This window comes from Pseudomonas sp. BN415 (assembly GCF_029871195.1).
Classification (GTDB): Bacteria; Pseudomonadota; Gammaproteobacteria; order Pseudomonadales; family Pseudomonadaceae; genus Metapseudomonas; species Metapseudomonas resinovorans.
Map to the genome: position 1 here is coordinate 93606 of NZ_SSOK01000063.1, position 18194 is coordinate 111799.

Annotated in this window: 16 protein-coding genes; 6 read left to right on the plus strand and 10 right to left on the minus strand. The window is 65.3% G+C overall.

From position 1 onward, the window contains the following. Positions 1-13: 13 nt before the first annotated feature. The 3 genes from E8F20_RS21325 to tssB form a co-directional block, all read right to left on the minus strand. Positions 14-511, minus strand: a complete 498-nt coding sequence (locus tag E8F20_RS21325; protein WP_280285525.1) for an Hcp family type VI secretion system effector — start codon at positions 509-511, stop codon at positions 14-16. A gap of 79 nt (positions 512-590) precedes the next feature. After that, a complete protein-coding gene (gene tssC, locus E8F20_RS21330) occupies positions 591-2069 on the minus strand; it encodes a type VI secretion system contractile sheath large subunit (RefSeq protein ID WP_280285526.1) in 1479 nt (492 codons plus the stop codon). 31 nt (positions 2070-2100) lie between these two features. After that, positions 2101-2655 (minus strand): type VI secretion system contractile sheath small subunit, encoded by a 555-nt coding sequence (tssB, locus tag E8F20_RS21335; protein WP_280285527.1) that lies wholly within the window; start codon positions 2653-2655, stop codon positions 2101-2103. A gap of 207 nt (positions 2656-2862) precedes the next feature. Here tssB and E8F20_RS21340 point away from each other — a divergent pair, with 207 nt between their 5' ends. From E8F20_RS21340 to tssA, 5 genes are all read left to right on the plus strand, one after another. Beyond that, positions 2863-3336: a type VI secretion protein gene (locus tag E8F20_RS21340; protein ID WP_280285655.1), complete on the plus strand. Its 474-nt coding sequence runs from the start codon at positions 2863-2865 to the stop codon at positions 3334-3336. A 64-nt stretch (positions 3337-3400) separates the two neighbouring features. Further along, positions 3401-4735: a type VI secretion system baseplate subunit TssK gene (tssK, locus tag E8F20_RS21345; protein ID WP_280285528.1), complete on the plus strand. Its 1335-nt coding sequence runs from the start codon at positions 3401-3403 to the stop codon at positions 4733-4735. 22 nt (positions 4736-4757) lie between these two features. Further along, the gene (locus E8F20_RS21350; protein WP_280285529.1) at positions 4758-5528 is read left to right on the plus strand and encodes a DotU/TssL family secretion system protein; all 771 of its coding nucleotides are present in this window, start codon (positions 4758-4760) and stop codon (positions 5526-5528) included. After that, the gene (locus E8F20_RS21355) at positions 5525-9346 is read left to right on the plus strand and encodes a type VI secretion system protein (protein ID WP_280285530.1); all 3822 of its coding nucleotides are present in this window, start codon (positions 5525-5527) and stop codon (positions 9344-9346) included. The genes E8F20_RS21350 and E8F20_RS21355 overlap by 4 nt, the downstream gene beginning before the upstream one ends. Beyond that, complete coding sequence (gene tssA, locus E8F20_RS21360) at positions 9343-10419, plus strand: type VI secretion system protein TssA (RefSeq protein ID WP_280285531.1); 1077 nt, start codon at positions 9343-9345, stop codon at positions 10417-10419. The genes E8F20_RS21355 and tssA overlap by 4 nt, the downstream gene beginning before the upstream one ends. Positions 10420-10603: 184 nt before the next feature. Here tssA and E8F20_RS21365 read toward each other — a convergent pair whose 3' ends face one another. Beyond that, complete coding sequence (locus E8F20_RS21365; protein WP_280285532.1) at positions 10604-10957, minus strand: DUF1428 domain-containing protein; 354 nt, start codon at positions 10955-10957, stop codon at positions 10604-10606. A gap of 228 nt (positions 10958-11185) precedes the next feature. On the opposite strand from E8F20_RS21365, the gene E8F20_RS21370 reads away from it, so the two are divergent. Next, complete coding sequence (locus tag E8F20_RS21370) at positions 11186-11578, plus strand: VOC family protein (RefSeq protein ID WP_280285533.1); 393 nt, start codon at positions 11186-11188, stop codon at positions 11576-11578. A 141-nt stretch (positions 11579-11719) separates the two neighbouring features. Here the strand turns inward: E8F20_RS21370 and paaK are convergent, their stop codons facing one another. The 6 genes from paaK to paaF form a co-directional block, all read right to left on the minus strand. Then, positions 11720-13030, minus strand: coding sequence for a phenylacetate--CoA ligase PaaK (paaK, locus tag E8F20_RS21375; RefSeq protein ID WP_280285534.1), 1311 nt, complete (start codon positions 13028-13030; stop codon positions 11720-11722). 100 nt (positions 13031-13130) lie between these two features. Continuing rightward, positions 13131-14336, minus strand: coding sequence for a 3-oxoadipyl-CoA thiolase (gene pcaF / locus E8F20_RS21380; protein ID WP_280285535.1), 1206 nt, complete (start codon positions 14334-14336; stop codon positions 13131-13133). Next, complete coding sequence (gene paaI, locus E8F20_RS21385) at positions 14329-14778, minus strand: hydroxyphenylacetyl-CoA thioesterase PaaI (protein ID WP_280285536.1); 450 nt, start codon at positions 14776-14778, stop codon at positions 14329-14331. Before paaI ends, pcaF begins: the two co-directional genes overlap by 8 nt. Beyond that, positions 14771-16288, minus strand: a complete 1518-nt coding sequence (paaH, locus tag E8F20_RS21390) for a 3-hydroxyacyl-CoA dehydrogenase PaaH (protein ID WP_280285537.1) — start codon at positions 16286-16288, stop codon at positions 14771-14773. The genes paaI and paaH overlap by 8 nt, the downstream gene beginning before the upstream one ends. A 4-nt stretch (positions 16289-16292) precedes the next feature. Continuing rightward, positions 16293-17084, minus strand: a complete 792-nt coding sequence (gene paaG / locus E8F20_RS21395) for a 2-(1,2-epoxy-1,2-dihydrophenyl)acetyl-CoA isomerase PaaG (RefSeq protein ID WP_280285538.1) — start codon at positions 17082-17084, stop codon at positions 16293-16295. Positions 17085-17131: 47 nt separating this feature from the next. Beyond that, positions 17132-17905: a 2,3-dehydroadipyl-CoA hydratase PaaF gene (gene paaF, locus E8F20_RS21400; protein ID WP_280285539.1), complete on the minus strand. Its 774-nt coding sequence runs from the start codon at positions 17903-17905 to the stop codon at positions 17132-17134. Positions 17906-18194 lie beyond the last annotated feature (289 nt).

The window sequence follows — 18194 nt, forward strand, 5'->3', positions numbered from 1 at the left end:
GCAGGCGGCGTCCTTACTTGGCCAACTTGTTGGCGGCCAGGTCCCAGGTGGAAGCCGCAGTGCCCTCCTTGGTGCCGTCGTCCTTCTGGGCGGTGAGCTCCCATTTGATCTTGGTGAAGTTCAGTGACAGGGTTTCGACCGGCTTGCCACCGCTACCTCCGCTGACGCTGACATTGGAGAGCACCACGTTGTCCAGGGTGTAGACGATGAAGGGCAGGATCTTGCCGTCGCCTTCGGCTGCGTTGCGGCCGATGGTGATCTTCGCCGTGGTGATGGGTTTGCCGGCGCAGCAGTACTCGTTCAGTGATGGCGTGGAGGTGTCGATGAACTTGGTGAGGGTGAACTCGCCGATGTGCGGCCGGCCTGAAGTACGTTCCGAGTTGCTGACGTCGTTGGTGACCTGCATGGCCACGTTGTGGCTGTAGGACATCACCTCGATCTTGTCGGTATAGCCCTCGAGCAGGCTGTCGCCTTTGATGTCGTCGCCGAGGTCGAGAATGATCGCATCCATCGCATGGAACTCCTGAGTCTGGAAAGTCTGGAGAAAAGGGTGGTGCCCGCCCGCCGGGGCGACCGGCGGGCGGCACGGGTCAGGCGGCTACCGGTGGCGGCAGGCTGGCCACCAGGCGGATCGAGGCGGTCAGTTCCTCCAGCTGGAAGTGCGGGCGGAGGAACACGGTCGCCCGGTAGGCGCCCGGCTTGCCGGCCACTTCCGAAACGTCCACCCGTGCTTCGCGCAGCGGGTACTGGGCCTTGATCTCCTGCGGTGCGTTGTCGTTGATCAGCACGTAGTCCGCGATCCAGTTGTTCAGGTAGGTCTGCACGTTGTCGCGGGTCATGAAGCTGCCCACCTTGTCGCGCATGATCACCTTCAGGTAGTGGGCAAAGCGCGAGGCGGCGAGCACGTAGGGCAGCATGGCCGAGATGCGCGCGTTGGAGTTGGCCTCGTTGGTGTTGTAGAGCTTGGCCTTGTTGGTGGTCTGGCCACCGAAGAACACCGCCAGGTCGCTGTTCTTCTTGTGGCAGAGGGCGATGAACCCAAGGTCGTTGAGCTCTTTCTCGCGGCGGTCGGTGATGGCCACTTCGGTCGGGCACTTCAGCGACAGGTCGCCGGAACTGGTGCGGAAGGTATGGGCCGGCAGGCCCTCTACCGCACCGCCACCCTCGGCACCGCGGATCGCCGCGCACCAGCCGTATTTGGCGAAGGCTTCGGTGATGCGCTGGGCCAGCGCCCAGGCAGCGTTGCCCCAGAGGTACTTGGAGTGATCGGTGCCGTTGACATCCTCGACGTAGTTCATGCCTTCCACCGGCAGGGTGTCCGGGCCATAGGGCAGGCGCAGGAGGAAGCGCGGCAGCACCAGGGAGACATAGCGCGAGTCTTCGCTCTCGCGGAAGCTGCGCCACTTGATCAGTTCCTGGCTCTCGAAGACCTTCGCCAGGTCACGCGGCACGGCCAGCTCGGTGAAACTGTTCATGTCGAACAGTTTCGGGTTGGCGGCAGCGATGAAGGGCGCGTGGGCGGCGGCGGCGACGTTGGAGAGTTTCTCCAGCAGGGCCACGTCCTGGGGATGACGGCCGAAGTTGTAATCGCCCACGAGCAGGCTGAACGGATGGCCGCCGAAGGTGCCGTATTCCTCTTCGTAGATCTTCTTGAACAGCGCGCTCTGGTCGAACTCGACGGCCTTCTCCAGGTCGGTTTGCAGTTCCTTCTGGGTAACGTTGAGCAGGCGAAGCTTCAGGCGGGTGCTGGTCTCGGTGTTCTGCACCAACAGGTGCAGGCCGCGCCAGGAGGCTTCCAGCTTCTGCAGGTCGGGGTGGTGCAGGACCTGGTTGAGCTGGTCGCTGATCAGTTCGTCGATCTGGCTGATGCGGTCATTGATCATGGCCACCGTGTCCTTGTCGATGGCCATGCCTTCGTCGAGTACCTGGGTGGCGAACTCCGCGAGCATGTCGCGGGCGTAGTCCTGCTGGCTGTCGTCATGGGCCATGCGGCCCTCGGCGACGATGCGGTCGAGCAGGGTCAGGGTTTGCGTGGTGCTTTCGCTGTTCGCACCGGCTTCTGTGGCCATGGCGAGTCCTCCGGGAAGGTCGGGTTATCGGTCAGGCCTGGGGTTCGGCCGGTGCTTCGCCTTCGCCTTCGCCTTCGGGCGCGGCGGATTCGGCTTCGGGACGAGCCGACTTGATCTCCTGCAAGCCTTCGGTGTTGCTCACTACTTCCTGCAGCAGCTTGTCCAGGTCGTCGTTGCCGTCCAGCTTGGTGAGCAGGTCGCGCAGGCGCTGGCGGGCCTCGAACAGGCGGCGTAGCGGGGTGATCTGCTTGACGATGTTGACCGGGTCGAAATCGTCCATGTCCTTGAAACGCAGCTCGACATTGAGCTTGCTGCCGTCACCGGTGATGGTGTTGTCCACCTGGAGGGTGGTGCGCGGCGCGATGGAGGCGAGCACCTGATTGAAATTGTCGCGATCGATTTCGGTGAAACGGCGCTCGACGAGCTTGGGAAGGGGTTGGTCGGGCTTGCCCGAAAGGTCAGCGAGGATGCCGACGACCAGCGGCAGTTCCTTCTTCTCGATGGCGTCGCCGATTTCGACGTCGTAGGTGATCTGTACCCGGGGCGGGCGGACCCGGTCCAGTTTGTGCTGCGTGCTTTCTGCCATGGTGGTGGGCTCCGGTGCATTGCCACGAGCGCAATGCATCGGACGGGTCCTGTCATCGCACTCCCTTGCTGGATCACGCGACGCGACAGGGGGAACTACACGCAAGCCTGTCCTTGGCGATCCCTCATGTTCGTCAGTCCGACGAACTACTCAGACACGCTAGAACAGGTCTATAAATTTGCAAATGCAAACCAGAGTCTGACCGCCATGAAGCAGGGACGTTTCATTTCCGTTTCGAAAGTCGTGTTGTTCGCTGCCGCGATTGCGCTGGGCGGCTGCTCCTATGTCCTGGGGCCACGGGTCCAGCTCGACGCGCTGACGCTGGATGTGGCCGAGCGCGCCAACGATGACACGCCCATCGCCGTGGACTTCATCGCGGTGCGCGACCCCGAACTGCTCAAGGTGCTTTCCGGTATCAGCGCGCGGCAGTGGTTCACCGATCGCGAGCAGTACCGCCGCGATTACCGCCAGCAGTTCTCTGTCTGGAGCCTGGAGCTGGTCCCCGGACAGTTCATGGAGGCACAGGAGTTCCCGCTGGCGGGTGATAGCGCGGCTGGACTTTTGGTCTTCGCCGGCTATAACAGTCCCGGTGCTCACCGCCTCCGGCTGGATGAGCAGAGTCGTGCCTGGCTCCGGTTCGATAGCAGGGAAATGCGCTTGTTAAGCGAGAACGAGCATTGACGGAAGGCCCCTGAACATCAGGGCGTCAAGCTCGCGACAATGTCGGACGTCGAAGGGGAGTGGTATGAAAGTTCTGCCTGACGCGGTGTGCTGGCACGAGGGCATGCAGTTGCTGCCCCAGCATTTCCAGTTGCAAGGATTGCGCGCGGAAGTGCTCGCCGCTCATTTCGCCCAAGCCGGCAATCCCTGGTTCTGGGGTGTTTCCCATCTCGAACTCGATCCTGCCGCCCTCTGCGCCGGCCTGGTACGCGTACTGGTCCTCGACGCCATTCTCCCCGACGGTCTGCCTGTCAGCGTCAAGCCCGGCGAAGGTGTTGCGCTGGAGCTGGACGTCAGCGCCGCCATCGCCCAATCCGCGACGTCCAGTGTCACCGTCTTCCTTGCCGTCAATCCGCTCGGTCGCGCAGGCCAGGTGTTGCCCCTGCGCGGGCGCTTGCAGTCGGTGGTGGGAGAAGCCGTGCCGGACCTGGCCAGTGGCGAACATCCCGAACCCATCCTGGTCTGGCGCCCAGCGACGCGCCTGGTGACCGAGAGTGGCCGTGCCGATTCGGTCTGCCTGCCACTGTTGCGCATCGCCAAGGAAGGGGGCGGCTTTGTCCGCCAGGCCTACGTTGCGCCGACACCAAGGGTGCTTCCCGAATCCGTTCTCGGCCGCGCTGTCGCCGCGCTGTGTGCCCGCGCGCGGGAAAAGTGCCTGTTCCTCGCCGGGCGCCTGCGCCAGGCCGAGCAGGCCGGCAACCATGACGACATGACTGAAGTCCGGCGACAGCTCGCCGCGCTCTGGGCACGCTTGCCGGAAGTGGAGGCGGCATTGAACAGCCGCGTGGCCGCACCGGACCGCCTGCATGGCCTGTTGGTGGGCATGGCGGGTTCCTGGTGTGCGCTGGACCCGGTGGCGGGGGTGCCGGCCTTTGCCTCGCTGGACTATCTCGACCTCAAGCGTGGCTACGACGAAGTGCTCGATTGGCTGGAGAACGCCTTGACCCGCGTACGGGTCGGTTATCGCTGCCTGGCCTTCGAACAGGTGGAGCAGGGCTTTGCCATCGAACTGCCCGATACCCAGTCCCGTCGCCAGCGCCTGGTGATCGGCCTGCGTATGCCGGCCGGTGCGGGCGAACAGGCGGCTTACTACTGGCTGGGGCAGGCCATAATCGCGTCCCAGGGCCATGTGTCCACCCTCGCACGCCAGCGCATGAGCGGTCTGGCCCACCAGTCCATGAGCCGCGCCGAGCAGGTCGCTTACAGCGTGGGTGAGGATACCCGGCTATTCGTGGTCCAGGCGACTGGCGAGTGGTTCGATCCCGAGCAGAAGCTCTGCCTCGTGGTGCCCGGCCAAGCGGCATTGGTGGGCCCCTGGCAGGTGGTGCTGTTTGTCGCCAACGCCCACGAATTCGCTTGATTGACCAGCCAAGGACGCGCAAATGCCGGAAAGGAGTGTGGCCCTGTATCCACCGGAGTTCGGCGAGGCACCCCTGAGCCTCGCGTTCCGCCAGGCCTGGCTGGAATGGCGCGATGCCTGGGACGAGCTGGAAGACGCCGACGACAGTGACGGCCAACTGGTGGAGCGCACCGCCGAGACCGCCACCCGTATCGTCCGCCGCCTCTGGCGCAGCGCCTTTGCCAGTGTCGGCGAGCCGGCGACGGCTCAGGTCAAGGCCGTGGTCTATGCCTTCGTCGCGTTGCTGGATGAGACCCTGTTGTTCGGCAATTGGGCTGGCCAGTCAGCCTGGCAGGGGCGGCCGCTGGAAGCCCGTCTTTACGGATCGCGCAATGCCGGCGAACGCCTGCCCATGGCCATTCGAGGCCTGCTCAAGGAGCGTGCGCCGGCTACCCGCGACCTGGCCAACGTCTATCTGCAATGCCTGTTGCTCGGTTTTCATGGCCAGTTGCGCGGTGAGCGCGGGCAGGCCATGCACGAACGTTGGCGGCACGCGCTGTTCACCTTTGCCTGGCAGCGCGAGCCCGTCACCGCGGGTGCCCTGCAGAGCCTGGAGCGGCCACTGCAGGCGGCACCATTGCGTCTGCCGTTGCGGCGGGCGCTGCCGGATGGGCTGCGCCTGGGGTTGGCGATCATCGGCTTTTCGCTGCTGCTGAGCGCGGTGGGGCACTGGCTGTGGAGCGATATCCAGTCCGAGCTGGAGCCGGTGCTTCATCTGGCCGCCACCCTGGATGACGAGGAGCAAGCGGAATGAGCGGTTTCGCCATTGCCTTGATCGTCCTGGCCATCCTGCTGCTACTGCTCGCCCTGGTGGCGATTTTCTGGTGGCTGCGCACCCAGTCCGGCGCGGCCATCCGCAGTTTCTACACGGCCGTGCGCAAGATGGAGCATGACCAGGGTAGCCAGGACCGCTACCAGACACCCTGGTTGTTGCTGGTGGGGGACCCGCGAGAAGGCAGCCAGCTTTGCATCGACTGGCAGCTGACGCCGTCGGACCGCCCGGCCTGGTTCGGTCGCTGGTGGGCCGACCCGGACGGCTCGCTGCTGGTGGTGCCGCAGGGCCTGTTCCTGCCGGAAGAGGGTGGCACTGCGCCGGCCTTCGCCTGGCGTCGCTTGCTCGGGATGCTGCTGCGCCTGCGTGGGCAGCGACCGTTGGATGGCGTTATCTGGACCATCCCCCTGGCGCGCCTGCTGGATGACGTCCAATTGGCGACCGATGCCATTGCAGTACGCCGGCGCTTCGGCGAAATGTTGCAGCGACTGGGGCTTAGCCTGCCGGTGCATGTACTGGTCACCGGCCTGGAGGAGCTGCCGGGTTTCCAGGAGCTGGTGGCGGCGCTGCCCGAAGAGGGGCGTGAGCGTGCCCTCGGCTGGTCCTCCCCCTATGCCCTGGAAGCCGGCTGGCAGGGTTACTGGCTCGACGATGCACTGGACCAGGTGGTGCAGGCCGTGCAGGCGTCGATCCTGGAAGTAGGGGCGCTCAAGGGCGAACTGGGCGAAGACCTCTACCGTTTGCCGGGCCAACTGGACGGCCTGCGGGGCAACCTGCGCGCCCTGCTCGAGCCGGTATTCCAGGGTAACGCCCAAGGCGAGGCGGCGCGCCTGCGGGGCCTCTATCTCAGCTCCACTCAGGCTTTGTCCAGCGACGCCGAGCCCTGGGCGCTCTCGGCCAGTGACCTGCCGCCAGCGCGCGGGGTGTTTTCACGTGCGCTCTGGCGCCAGCGTTTCCTCGCCGAGCAAGGGCTGGCCCAGGCGGTCCCGCGCATCCTGCGCTTGCGCCAGCGTTGGCAACAGGTCGTCGCCGGCACGGCGGCGGTTGTCGGCGCATTCTGGTTGTTGGGCATGCTCTGGGTCTGGCATGACGGCCAGCGCGACGCCCGCGAGCTGGCACGGGTGCTGCAGGTCGCCCAGAACAGCCATGTGGTACTCAAGGACCCGGCGCGCAGCGAAGAGCAGGCACGGCGCAACCTCCTGGGCTTCTGGCGCCTGTTGCAGGATGCCCCGCGTTGGCATTTCGCATCAGTGGTTTTCCCCACCTCCTGGTTTTCGTCCCTGGACGGGCGCATGGACAACGTCCTCCGCTCCATGGCCCGCAGTGAGGCCCTGCATCCCCTGGCGCAGATGCAGCGGGTGGAACTGGACAAGCTCCTGGCGATCCGCAGCAGCGACCGGCGCACCAATGTCGAAGGTGAGCAGCCCGAGGAGTGGCCGAATTACGTCAAGGCGCGCAACCTCGCTTATGGCGCGAGCAGCCTGGAACAGCAGAACCGCCTGTTCGCCGACACCCTTTCGGGCGACAAGGGCGTGCTGGAGCCCCTGGCGCAGTTGGGCAACAGTGCCCTGGGCCTGGAGCTGAACACCGCCGACCTGCGGCGGCGCTCCTACTACGACCGTGCCTTGCGCGGCCTGGGCGGTCCGGGGCTGGCGCCACTCGACCTGAAGGCCCAGCGCCAGCCCCTGAGCGAACAGTTCCAGGCGCTTATGAAGCTCTGGCTGACCCAGTACTTTCTTGCCGACAACTTCGTCCGTCCCGCGGGTTACCTAAAACTGCACCTGGGCAACCTGCAGGCGGGGCAAGGCAATACCCTGGCCGAGCTGGAAGAGATCAACAGCCTCATCGACAACCTGGAAGACCTGCTCGCCCTGACCAACTCCGCCTGGAGTCACAGCAACGGCGAGGAGCTGGTGCCGGGGTATCGCAACCTGATGGAAACCGTGCGCCAGAGCAGCCTGCTGGGGCCTGTCATGGAGCAGAACCTCAACACCGAGGCGATTCGCCTGCGCAAGGGTTTTCACGGGCAGTGGATCGCTGACGCCGGCACGAGCGCCAATCTGCTGCAGCGCCAGGCGGGAGGCACCTTGATGCTGCAGGAACATATCGGCGCACTGGCCAAGGCGATCAAGGGTCTTCTCAAGCGCGACTTCGTGGCGGTGGCCCTGCGCAGGGACGCTGTCGAGCCCGATACCAGAGCCCTGCGTTACGTCGACGCCCGGGCGCTGACCCAGGCACAGAGCTTCGTCGACGGTTATCACGCCTACGTCGGCCAGGAGCTGGCGCAGATCCCTCCGGACTACCGCGAGGGCATGCTCAAGGCGGCCGGGGAAGCCGCTGCACGGGCCATCTGGGCCAGTTTGAGCGCCTCCGAAATACGCCCGCCGGGCAGTGCCGGCAAAGCCTTCGATGTGCCAGCGGAGCAGGCCGGCCAGGTATTGAGCGCCCTGGTGGAGCTCGACCGCACCGACCTTGCAGGTGCCTTGCAGAGCCAACTGACCCACATGGCCATGACCGATATCCAATCGTCCCTGGCCAATATCGATGCCCTGCCGGTGTTCACGCAGCGCTTCGACATTCACCAGTGGGACGGCGGTCGCAATCTTGGCCTGCAACTATTCCGTTCCAGCGACGTGCAGGACCTGAAGAACGGCCTGCGACAGCAGTTCGCGGTCATCCAGAGCACGACGGAAGGCGCGGCACCGGCCCTGGCCTGGCTTCGCGAGCAGCGTGGGCTTTCCGCAGCGGAGCAGGCTCTCCTATCCCGCCTTGCCGCCTTGAGCGATGAGATGATCAAGTACAAGGCGCAGAACCCCACCAGCTCGCCGGCCTTGTTCGAGCAACTGGTCAGCCGTGACTTCATCGAGATGGATCTGGCCACCTGCACCCAGGTGCTGTCCACCGCCGTTCTGTCCGGAGGCAATGGAGACCTGGCGCGGCGCACCAGGGTGCTTCAGGAACAGGCTGCGCAGCGTTGCAGCCAGCTGCAGCAGCAGCGCGCGGCGCAGGCGTGGAATGACCTGGCGGACTACTTCAACCAGTACTTGGCAGGCCGCTTCCCCTTCGCCTACAGCCTCCAGTCCGACGATGCCGACCCGGCACGGGTGCAGCACCTGGTGGAGCTGATCGACAGCCGACTGGCGCAGGCTGAAGAGGGCCTGAAATGGAGCAATGCCAGTGATCGTCCGGCAGCGGAGGACTTTCTCACCCGCCTGAAACAGGCCCGTACCTGGCTCGGCCCGCTGTTCTTGCGTGACCCGTCCGGCGCCCTGGGCGTTGAACTGGACGTACGCTGGCGTACGGACCGTGACGATGAGCGCGGCGCCGATCAGGTGATTGCCTGGGGGCTGCACGCCGGTGACCGGCAAATCGGTTACCCCGGAGAAGCGCAGCGCCTGCGCTGGAATGTCGGCGAGCCGGTGCAGCTATTGCTGCGCTGGGCGAAGGATGGCAGTCAGCAACCCAGCATCGACCCCCTCCAGCCGAGCATGGCCGTGGCTGACCTGGAGGCTGGGTGGGAGTACCGTGGCCCCTGGGCGCTCCTGCGGTTGATGCGCTCCCATGTGGTGTTGCAACGCCAGCCGAGCATGGATTACACCGACTTCCCCCTGACCTTGCAGGTGCCGGTACGCGGCGCGCCGAGCGGCAATCAGCAAGCGTTGATGTTCATGCGCCTGTCACTGATGACGCAGGGCGGCAAGCTGCCGCTGTCGATCCAGCCCCTGCCGGTAAAGGCGCCACGCTCGCCGTTTTCCGGCAGTCACGCCACTTCCCTGGTCAGTACCGAGGTAACGCCATGAACCTGCCGATGACCGTCAGTCCGGCCAGTGAATTGCTGGAGCCCATTCCCGGCAGCGAACCTTGCGGCCCCAGCCTGCGCTACGACCCGGCCTGGGATCGGCTGCGGGAGCTGCGCCGAGAGGACGACGCCAGCCTGCCTGCTGGAGTTTGGCAGTCCGACCTCAAGCGTGGCGACTGGGCGGCGGTGGAGCGCTTGGCCAGCGAACTCCTGCGCGAACGCAGCAAGGACCTGATGCTGGCGGCCTGGCTGGGTGAAGCCTGGCTGCTGCGCAGTGGACTCGACGGCCTGGCCCCGGCGCTGGGATTGTTGGCCGGGCTCTGCGAACGATACCCGGAGGACCTGCACCCGCAGCCGGACGAGGGCGATCGTTCCTGGCGTGTGGCGCCGCTGGAATGGTTGGTCCGCCGCTACGGCGAGATCGTCCTGACCCGTTGTGCGCTATTCGGCGCCGAACAGACGGACCTCGCCCACCTGACGTTGCATGGTTGGCAGCAACTCCAGCAGCGCCAGATACAGGCCAGCGATAGCAAGGCGGACAAGGTAGCCGCCGAGGGGGCACGCCTGGAGCAGCGCAAGCTCAACGAGGCGCTCAGGCAATTGCCCACTGCCAGTTTCGTGCGGGTTCACCAGGGTGCGGAGGCGAGCCTGACCGAGCTGGGTCGCCTGGGCGCCTGGTGCGATGGCTGGCTCGGCGACCTGGCTCCCAGCTTCGCCCCGCTGCACCAGGCCCTGAACGCCATCCGCACGCTCATGCAGGAGTTCATTCCCATGCAGTCCCAGACTCCGCCCGCTGCGGCGCCAGCTCCCGAAGTCGTGCCCGAGCCCGGTGCCATCGAAGGGGCGGCACCACCCGTCTTCAACGGTACGCCTGTCAGCCGCGAAGACGCCTACCGACAACTGGCGCTGATTGCTGATTATCTGGCCCGCACCGAACCCCACAGCCCCGTGCCCTACGTGATCCGCCGGGCAGTGGAGTGGGGCAACCAGCCGCTGAGCAGCCTGCTGGACGAGTTGATCACGGCAGATGCCGAATCCCGCCGCCTGTGGAAGCTGCTGGGCGTGCTGAAGTAGGGCCGAAGGGCGAACCTTCGGTCCGCTTGGCGATTGAAATCGCCCCTTCAGGGTTTGTGCCCGGAATCGGATTTTTCCTTGAAGGGGCGAATTCATCGGCTATGTCTGCGTTAAGTGTTGCTAGAACGTCCTGAGCCAATTCATTCGCCAAGGGCGGCGCAACTGCCCCTTGTCCAGCGGCCCATCACGCACTCACCAGCACCTCAAATCCGCCAAAGATCATCCGCTGGCCATCGAAGGGCATGGTGCTCGGATCGGGCTTCATGCGCGGGTCTTCCATCGCTTTCGCCATGCCTTCATCGCGAACCTGCTTCGAGGGCCAGGTGATCCACGAGAAGACCACGGTTTCGCCTTCCTGCAATTTCACCGACATGGGGAAGGAGGTCACCTTGCCCTCGGGCACGTCGTTACCCCAGCACTCGACGACGCTGAGCGCGCCGTACTCCTTGAAGACCCCGGCGGCCATCTCGGCCACCTTGCGGTAGGCCTCACGGCTGGCGGTGGGAACGGGCACTACGAAGCCATCTACATAGGTCATTTTCGAACTCCTGTCTGGATTCCGTTCTGTCGATTGGAACCGGCCTTGACTGGCCGATCTAACCAAGAGTCGAAAGAGTTCGTTGGCGTTCGACAGGATTGTCGCCGCAATCGGATGGATCCGACCGGCGGTCGGGGTTTTCTGGTGGCCGCCGCCCTTGCTTTGGCCGGGCAGGGCCACCGATGATGCCTGGCTCTCACAACTGCGGCTGACAAGGAAGTACTGATCATGAAGTTCGGATACACAATCGCCTATGTGTCGAATGTGCGAAGCACCCTGGAGTTCTTCGGATTGGCATTCGGCTTACCCGTCCGCTTTCTGCATGAGTCCGGCGACTACGGCGAACTGGAGACTGGAGCCACGACTCTGGCTTTCGCTTCCCATGAACTTGGGGATATGAATCTTCCGGGCGGTCATATTCGTGCCAATGAATCGTCGCAGCCGTTGGGCATTGAAATCGCCCTGGTGACCTGCGATGTCCCTGCCGCCCACCAACGTGCTCTAGCGGCCGGAGCGCAGGAGCTGGCAGCTCCGCAGGAACGACCCTGGGGGCAGGTGGTCTCCTATCTGCGTTGCCCTGACGGACTGCTGGTTGAGCTCTGTTCACCCATGGGGGAGTAGCGCCTGCAATGGGTATCGAGGGGCACTGATACTCGTCAACGGCGAGGCTCTGCGTGAGCCGGGCCCGCATGTTGCCTCCTGGTCCATTGATCCACCCAAAAAGAAGCCCCGCATGAGCGGGGCTTCTTTTTGGCACCAGCCTTACTTGTTGCGGTTGTCGTACACGTGGCAGGCCTTGCCTTCGGAGCGCTTCAGCGAGTAGCAGGGGCGCAGGACGATACGCGAGCTGATGCCGATGTAGGTCTTGATGTACTTCGACAGTTCGTTGCAGACAGCCTGCTGTTGGGACTCGCCGAGGTTCTCGTGCTCGTGCTTGAGCTCAACGTGGACCTCGATGCTGTCCAGGTTGCCGTTGCGGAACAGGTGGATCTCGTAGTTCTCGGAGAGTTGCTTGACCTTCAGCACCTGTTCTTCGATCTGGGTCGGGAACACGTTCACGCCGCGGATGATCAGCATGTCGTCGCTGCGACCGGTGATCTTGTCCATGCGTCGCATGGGGCGGGCGGTGCCCGGCAGCAGGCGGGTCAGGTCGCGGGTGCGGTAGCGGATCATCGGCAGCGCTTCCTTGGACAGCGAGGTGAACACCAGCTCACCCATCTGGCCGTCCGGCAGTACTTCGCCGGTCACCGGGTCGATGATCTCGGGGTAGAAGTGGTCTTCCCAGATGGTCGGGCCGTCCTTGGTTTCGGCGCATTCCATGGCCACGCCCGGCCCCATGATTTCCGAGAGGCCGTAGATGTCGAGGGCGGTGATCCCCAGGCGTTCTTCGATGGCGCGGCGCAGTTCGGCGGTCCAGGGCTCGGCGCCGAAGATGCCGAGGCGCAGGGCCAGTTTGTGCGGGTCGATGCCCTGGCGCTCGATCTCGTCGGCCAGGTTCAGCATGTAGGACGGGGTGACCATGATGATGTCCGGCTGGAAGTCGCGGATCAGCTGGACTTGCTTCTCGGTCTGGCCGCCGGACATCGGGATCACGGTGCAACCCAGGCGCTCGGCGCCGTAGTGGGCGCCGAGGCCGCCGGTGAACAGGCCGTAGCCGTAGGAGATGTGCACCTTGTCGCCCTTGCGGCCGCCGGCGGCGCGTATCGAGCGCGCTACCACGTTGGCCCAGGTGTCGATGTCGTTCTGCGTGTAGCCGACCACGGTGGGTTTGCCGGTGGTGCCGCTGGAAGCGTGGATGCGCACGATCTCGCTCTGCGGCACGGCGAACATGCCGTAGGGGTAGTTGTCGCGCAGGTCGTTCTTGCCGGTGAAGGGGAACTTCGCCAGGTCTTCCAGGGATTTCAGGTCGTCCGGGTGCACGCCCTGTTCATCGAAGCGCTGGCGGTACAGCGGGACGTTTTCGTAGGCGTGCTTCAGGCTCCAGCGCAGGCGCTCCAGCTGGTGCTGGCGCAGCTGGTCGACGCTGGCGGTTTCCATCGGGTCAAGCAAGGCGGTATTGGCAATCATGTTCATGGTTTCACTCAAATTATTTTTATGCCGAAGCCATGTAGGCTCCTGAGTGCTGAGGAAGAGGATACTCCTCACTCGTTTTTCAGATCTCGGTTCTTGCGTTTCAGAGCCTTTCAATGATCAGGGCGATGCCCTGACCCACGCCGATGCACATGGTGCAGAGGGCGTAGCGGCCCTGGCGTTCTTCCAGTTCGTGCAGGGCGGTGGTGACCAGGCGTGCACCGCTCATGCCCAGCGGGTGGCCGAGGGCGATGGCGCCGCCGTTAGGGTTCACGCGCGGATCGTTGTCCGCCAGGCCCAGCTCGCGCAGAACGGCGAGGCCCTGGGCGGCGAAGGCTTCGTTGAGTTCGATGACGTCTATGTCGGCCAGCGACAGGCCAGTCAGTTCCAGCACCTTGCGGGTCGCCGGTACCGGGCCGATGCCCATGATGCGCGGCTCGACGCCGGCGGTAGCCATGCCCACCACGCGGGCACGGGCCTTGAGGCCGTGGAGTTTGGCCGCGGCACTGCTGGCCAGCAGCAGGGCGCAGGCGCCGTCGTTCACACCCGAGGCATTGCCGGCGGTGACGCTGCCGCCCTGACGGAACGGCGTGCCCAGCTTGGCCAGCTGTTCCAGGGTGGTGTCGCCGCGCGGATGCTCATCCTGCTCGACGATCTTCGCCGGGCCTTTGCGCTGGGGAATTTCTACCGGGACGATTTCTTTCGCCAGTCGACCATTGGCCTGGGCGGCGGCGGCACGCTGCTGGCTACGCAGGGCGAAGGCGTCCTGGTCCTCGCGGGAAACGTTGAACTGCTCGGCTACGTTCTCGGCGGTCTCCGGCATGGAGTCGATGCCGAACTGGCTCTTCATCAGTGGGTTGACGAAGCGCCAGCCGATGGTGGTGTCGAAGATGTCCGCCTGGCGGGAGAAGGCGCTTTCCGCCTTGCCCATCACGAACGGGGCGCGCGACATGGATTCCACGCCACCGGCGATCATCAGGCCGGCTTCGCCACAGCGCAGGGCACGGGCGGCGTTGCCGATGGCGTCCAGGCCGGAGCCGCAGAGGCGGTTCAGGGTGGTGCCGGGTACGGTCACCGGCAGGCCGGCGAGCAGGGCGGACATGCGCGCAACGTTGCGGTTGTCTTCGCCGGCCTGGTTGGCGCAGCCGTAGATCACGTCGTCGATGGCGCTCCAGTCCAGTTCGGGATGGCGCTGCATCAGTGCGCGCATGGGCACGGCGCCGAGGTCATCGGCACGCAGCGCGGACAGGGCGCCGGCGTAGCGGCCGATGGGCGTACGCACGGCGTCGATAATCAGGGCGTCATTCATCAGGGGTCTCCTGCGCGAGTACCGAGCCGCGCACTTTGTAGGACTTGCCGTGGAAGAGGGCGATCAGTTGCCCGTTCTGGTTCTCGATGCGTACGTCGTAGTTGCCGGTGCGGCCGCTGCGGCTTTGCTCGATGGCCTGGGCGGTGAGGGTGTCGCCGAGACGCGCCGGGGCCACGTAGTCGATGCTGCAACCGATGGCCACGGTGGCTTCGTTGTAGGTGTTGCAGGCGAAGGCGAAGGCCGAGTCGGCCAGGGCGAACAGGTATCCGCCATGGCAGGTGCCGTGGCCCTGGACCATGTCGTTGCGCACGCTCATGCCGACGCGGGCCTGGCCGGGTGCCACGGAGAGCAGGCGCATGCCCATGGCCTGGCTGGCGTTGTCGCGCTCGAACAGTTCGCTGGCGCAGGCTTCGGCAAGGGAAAGGGCTTCATGGTTAGTCACGGAAGTTCCTCCCTTCGGCCACCTGGCGGCGCAGCAGCAGGGAAGGACGGTAGCGCTCTTCACCATAGGCGGCCTGAAGGTTTTCCAGGGTGCGCAACACCGCCGCCAGGCCGATGGCGTCAGCCCACGCCAGCGGGCCTTGCGGATAGTTCACGCCGGCACGCATGGCCAGATCGATATCGCCAGCCGAGCCCACGCCTTGCAGCACGGCGTCACAGCCTTCGTTGACCAGCATGGCCACGGTGCGCAGCACGGCGAGGCCGGGGGTGTCGCTGAGGGGGCAGACCTTGAGGCCGGCGCGTTGCAGCAGCGCCACCGCTTGATTGCGAGCTGCCTCCGACGTGTTGGCCGCGCAGGCGATGCCAAGGCGGCTGGCCTTGCTGTAATCCAACGCGAGGTCGATCAGCACCAGGTTGGCGATGCCGTCCTCGCCGGAACGCTGGCTGGCAAGACGTCCGTCGGACAGGGCGATCACGGCGTCACCCACCCGCAGCAGTCCCTTGCCGTCGCGGCGGACCACGTTCACGCCGGCGTCCAACAGGCGCCGTACCAGGGGCTCTGCAACGCCCAGGCTGCCTTCTACCACGCAGGAATCCACGCTGGCGTCGCTGGTCAGCTCGGCCGGCTGCGGACGTTCGGCGCCTTCGGCGTAGCTGTAGAAACCGTGACCGCTCTTGCGGCCCAGACGGCCGGCGTCCACCAGCTCCTTCTGGATCAGCGAAGGCTGGAAGCGGAAGTCGCCGTAGTAGGCGTCGAACACCGAGCAGGTGACGGCGTAGTTCACGTCATGGCCGATCAGGTCGGTCAGTTCGAAGGCGCCCATGCGGAAGCCGCCCGCGTCACGCATCAGCGCGTCGAGGGTGGCGCAGTCGGCGGCGCCTTCTTGCAGCAGGCGCAGGCTTTCTGCGTAGAAGGGGCGCGCCACGCGGTTGACGATGAAGCCGGGGGTGGACTTGGTGTGTACCGGCTGCTTGCCCCAGGCCTTGGCGGTTTCGTACAGGCCGTCGGCGAGGGCGCGGTCGCTGGCCAGGCCGGAAACGATTTCCACCAGGGCCATCAGCGGCGCCGGGTTGAAGAAGTGCATGCCGATCACCCGGCCAGGATGCTTGAGGCCGGCAGCCAGACTGGTGATGGACAGGGACGAGGTGTTGCTGGCGAGGATGCAGTCGGCGCCGCACAGGTCTTCGAGCTGGCGAAGCAGGCCGCGTTTGACTTCCAGATTCTCGACGATCGCCTCGATCACCAGGCTGGAATCGGCCAGGGCCTCGATGGCCTCCACCGGTTGCAGGCGGGCGACGATAGAGGCGCGGGCCTCGGCTGTGAGTTTGTTCTTCTCCACCAGGCGGCCGAGCTGGCGGTCGATGCCGTCGATGGCCTGGGCGGAAGCGCCAGGGCGGTTGTCATAGAGCTTGACCGGATGGCCAGCCTGGGCGGCGACCTGGGCGATACCGGCACCCATGGCGCCGGCGCCGATCACGGCGACAGTAGCGGAAGTGTGGAGGGCGGGCATGGGCTCAGCGTCCTTTGAAGGCCGGAGTGCGCTTTTCCATGAAGGCGCTGACGCCTTCGCGGTAGTCCTCGCTGCGGCCAGCAAGGCGCTGCAGGTCGCGCTCGAGGTCCAGCTGCTCGTCGAAGCTGTTGTTTAGGCTCGCGTTGAGGCTGCGCTTGATCAGGGCCAGGCCATAGGTCGGCTGGGTGGCCAGGTGGCGGGCGAGCTTCTGGGCTTCCTCGCGCAGGGCAGCATCGTCCACCACGCGGTAGATCAGGCCCCACTGCTCGGCCTGCTCGGCGGTCAGGCGGTCGCCCAACAGGGTCAGGGCCTTGGCGCGGGCCATGCCGACCAGGCGGGGGAGGGTCCAGGTGCCGCCTGAGTCCGGGATCAGGCCGATCTTGCAGAAGGCCTGGATGAAGCTGGCAGAACGGGCGGCCAGCACCAGATCGCAGGCCAGCGGGATATTGGCACCGGCACCGGCGGCCACGCCGTTGACCGCGCAGATCACCGGCAGCGGCAGGTCGCGCAGGGCGCGGATCAGCGGGTTGTAGAACTTCTCGATGGATTCGCCCAGGTCCGGTGCGGCGGCACCGGGGGCGACGTTGCGATCCCCCAGGTCCTGGCCGGCGCAGAAGCCGCGACCTTCACCCGTCAGCAGGAGGACGCGCACCTCGGGGTTCTGGCGAACCTGCTTGAGGGCTTCGCGGACTTCGCCATGCATGGCGGCGTTGAAGCTGTTCAGTTGCTCGGGGCGGTTGAGGCTGAGGGTGGCGACACCCGCCTCGATGGAAAACAGGATGTGTTCGAAGTTCATGGCTTTGGGCGCTCTACGGAGTTCGAAGGGGCAGGCAGGGGCCGGGGTTACTGGCCGGTGAATTCGGGGCGACGCTTTTCCTGGAAGGCACGGATGCCTTCGTCGCGGTCGCGGGTGCCGGCCAGCAGGGTGAAGGCGTGGCGCTCGAAGCGCAGGCCGCTGGCGAGGTCGGTGTCTTCGGCCTTCAGCAGCGCTTCCTTGGCCAGGCGCACCGCCAGCGGCGCCTTCTGGGCGATGACGCGGGCGATGGCGATGGCGCGCTCGACGGTGAACTCGGGCTGGGTCACTTCGCTGACCAGGCCAGCGCGCTGGGCGTGACGGGCATCGATGGCTTCACCGGTGAGCACCATCTGCATGGCCAGGGATTTGCCGACCGCACGCAGCAAGCGCTGGGTGCCACCGGCGCCGGGCATGATCCCGAGGTTGATTTCCGGCTGGCCGAAGCGCGCGTCTTCGCCGGCAATGAGGATGTCCGCATGCATGGCCAGCTCGCAGCCGCCGCCCAGGCAGAAGCCATTGATGGCGGCGATCAGCGGCTTGCTGAAACGGGTGATGCGCTGCCAGTGGGCCAGGCGTGGATCATTGAGGATGCCCACCAGGTTGCGCTCGGCCATTTCCTTGATGTCGGCGCCGGCGGCAAAGGCCTTGCGGCTGCCGGTGATGACCACGACGCGGGTCTCGGCGTCCTGCTCGGCGGCATCCAGTTCGGCGGCCAGTTCACCCAACAGCTCAGTGTTGAGCGCGTTGAGCGCTTCGGGGCGCTGCAAGGTGATCAGGCGGACACCCTGCTCGGGCGGCAGGACAGCAAGGGTACGAGGCATGTCGACTCTTCCTCAGGTGCACGCACGGCCGTTGTCAGCCGCTTTTATTAGTGGGTTCGGGGTGGGCCCCTTCCTGTATCGACCCCGCTGAGGGCAGGGCGACTTTGGCCGGAGTATAACCACAAAGCGATACAAAACAAGAAGTGTAGATATTATTTATGTGTCTCATGATGGATGTCTTTACTACCAAAGGCGAGAAAGCCAGGGGCAGGAGTTATCTCTGGAGTGCCGATTTTTGAGGCGTGCGTGGATGCTTGTGGTCTTGTCGAACGTGCCGATGACCGGTCGT

Bases quoted from the DNA above. Each gene is read 5' to 3' on its own strand.
- E8F20_RS21325 (WP_280285525.1), bottom strand. From the start codon at position 511: ATGGATGCGATCATTCTCGACCTCGGCGACGACATCAAAGGCGACAGC.
- tssC (WP_280285526.1), bottom strand. From the start codon at position 2,069: ATGGCCACAGAAGCCGGTGCGAACAGCGAAAGCACCACGCAAACCCTG.
- tssB (WP_280285527.1), bottom strand. From the start codon at position 2,655: ATGGCAGAAAGCACGCAGCACAAACTGGACCGGGTCCGCCCGCCCCGG.
- E8F20_RS21340 (WP_280285655.1), top strand. From the start codon at position 2,863: ATGAAGCAGGGACGTTTCATTTCCGTTTCGAAAGTCGTGTTGTTCGCT.
- tssK (WP_280285528.1), top strand. From the start codon at position 3,401: ATGAAAGTTCTGCCTGACGCGGTGTGCTGGCACGAGGGCATGCAGTTG.
- E8F20_RS21350 (WP_280285529.1), top strand. From the start codon at position 4,758: ATGCCGGAAAGGAGTGTGGCCCTGTATCCACCGGAGTTCGGCGAGGCA.
- E8F20_RS21355 (WP_280285530.1), top strand. From the start codon at position 5,525: ATGAGCGGTTTCGCCATTGCCTTGATCGTCCTGGCCATCCTGCTGCTA.
- tssA (WP_280285531.1), top strand. From the start codon at position 9,343: ATGAACCTGCCGATGACCGTCAGTCCGGCCAGTGAATTGCTGGAGCCC.
- E8F20_RS21365 (WP_280285532.1), bottom strand. From the start codon at position 10,957: ATGACCTATGTAGATGGCTTCGTAGTGCCCGTTCCCACCGCCAGCCGT.
- E8F20_RS21370 (WP_280285533.1), top strand. From the start codon at position 11,186: ATGAAGTTCGGATACACAATCGCCTATGTGTCGAATGTGCGAAGCACC.
- paaK (WP_280285534.1), bottom strand. From the start codon at position 13,030: ATGAACATGATTGCCAATACCGCCTTGCTTGACCCGATGGAAACCGCC.
- pcaF (WP_280285535.1), bottom strand. From the start codon at position 14,336: ATGAATGACGCCCTGATTATCGACGCCGTGCGTACGCCCATCGGCCGC.
- paaH (WP_280285537.1), bottom strand. From the start codon at position 16,288: ATGCCCGCCCTCCACACTTCCGCTACTGTCGCCGTGATCGGCGCCGGC.
- paaG (WP_280285538.1), bottom strand. From the start codon at position 17,084: ATGAACTTCGAACACATCCTGTTTTCCATCGAGGCGGGTGTCGCCACC.
- paaF (WP_280285539.1), bottom strand. From the start codon at position 17,905: ATGCCTCGTACCCTTGCTGTCCTGCCGCCCGAGCAGGGTGTCCGCCTG.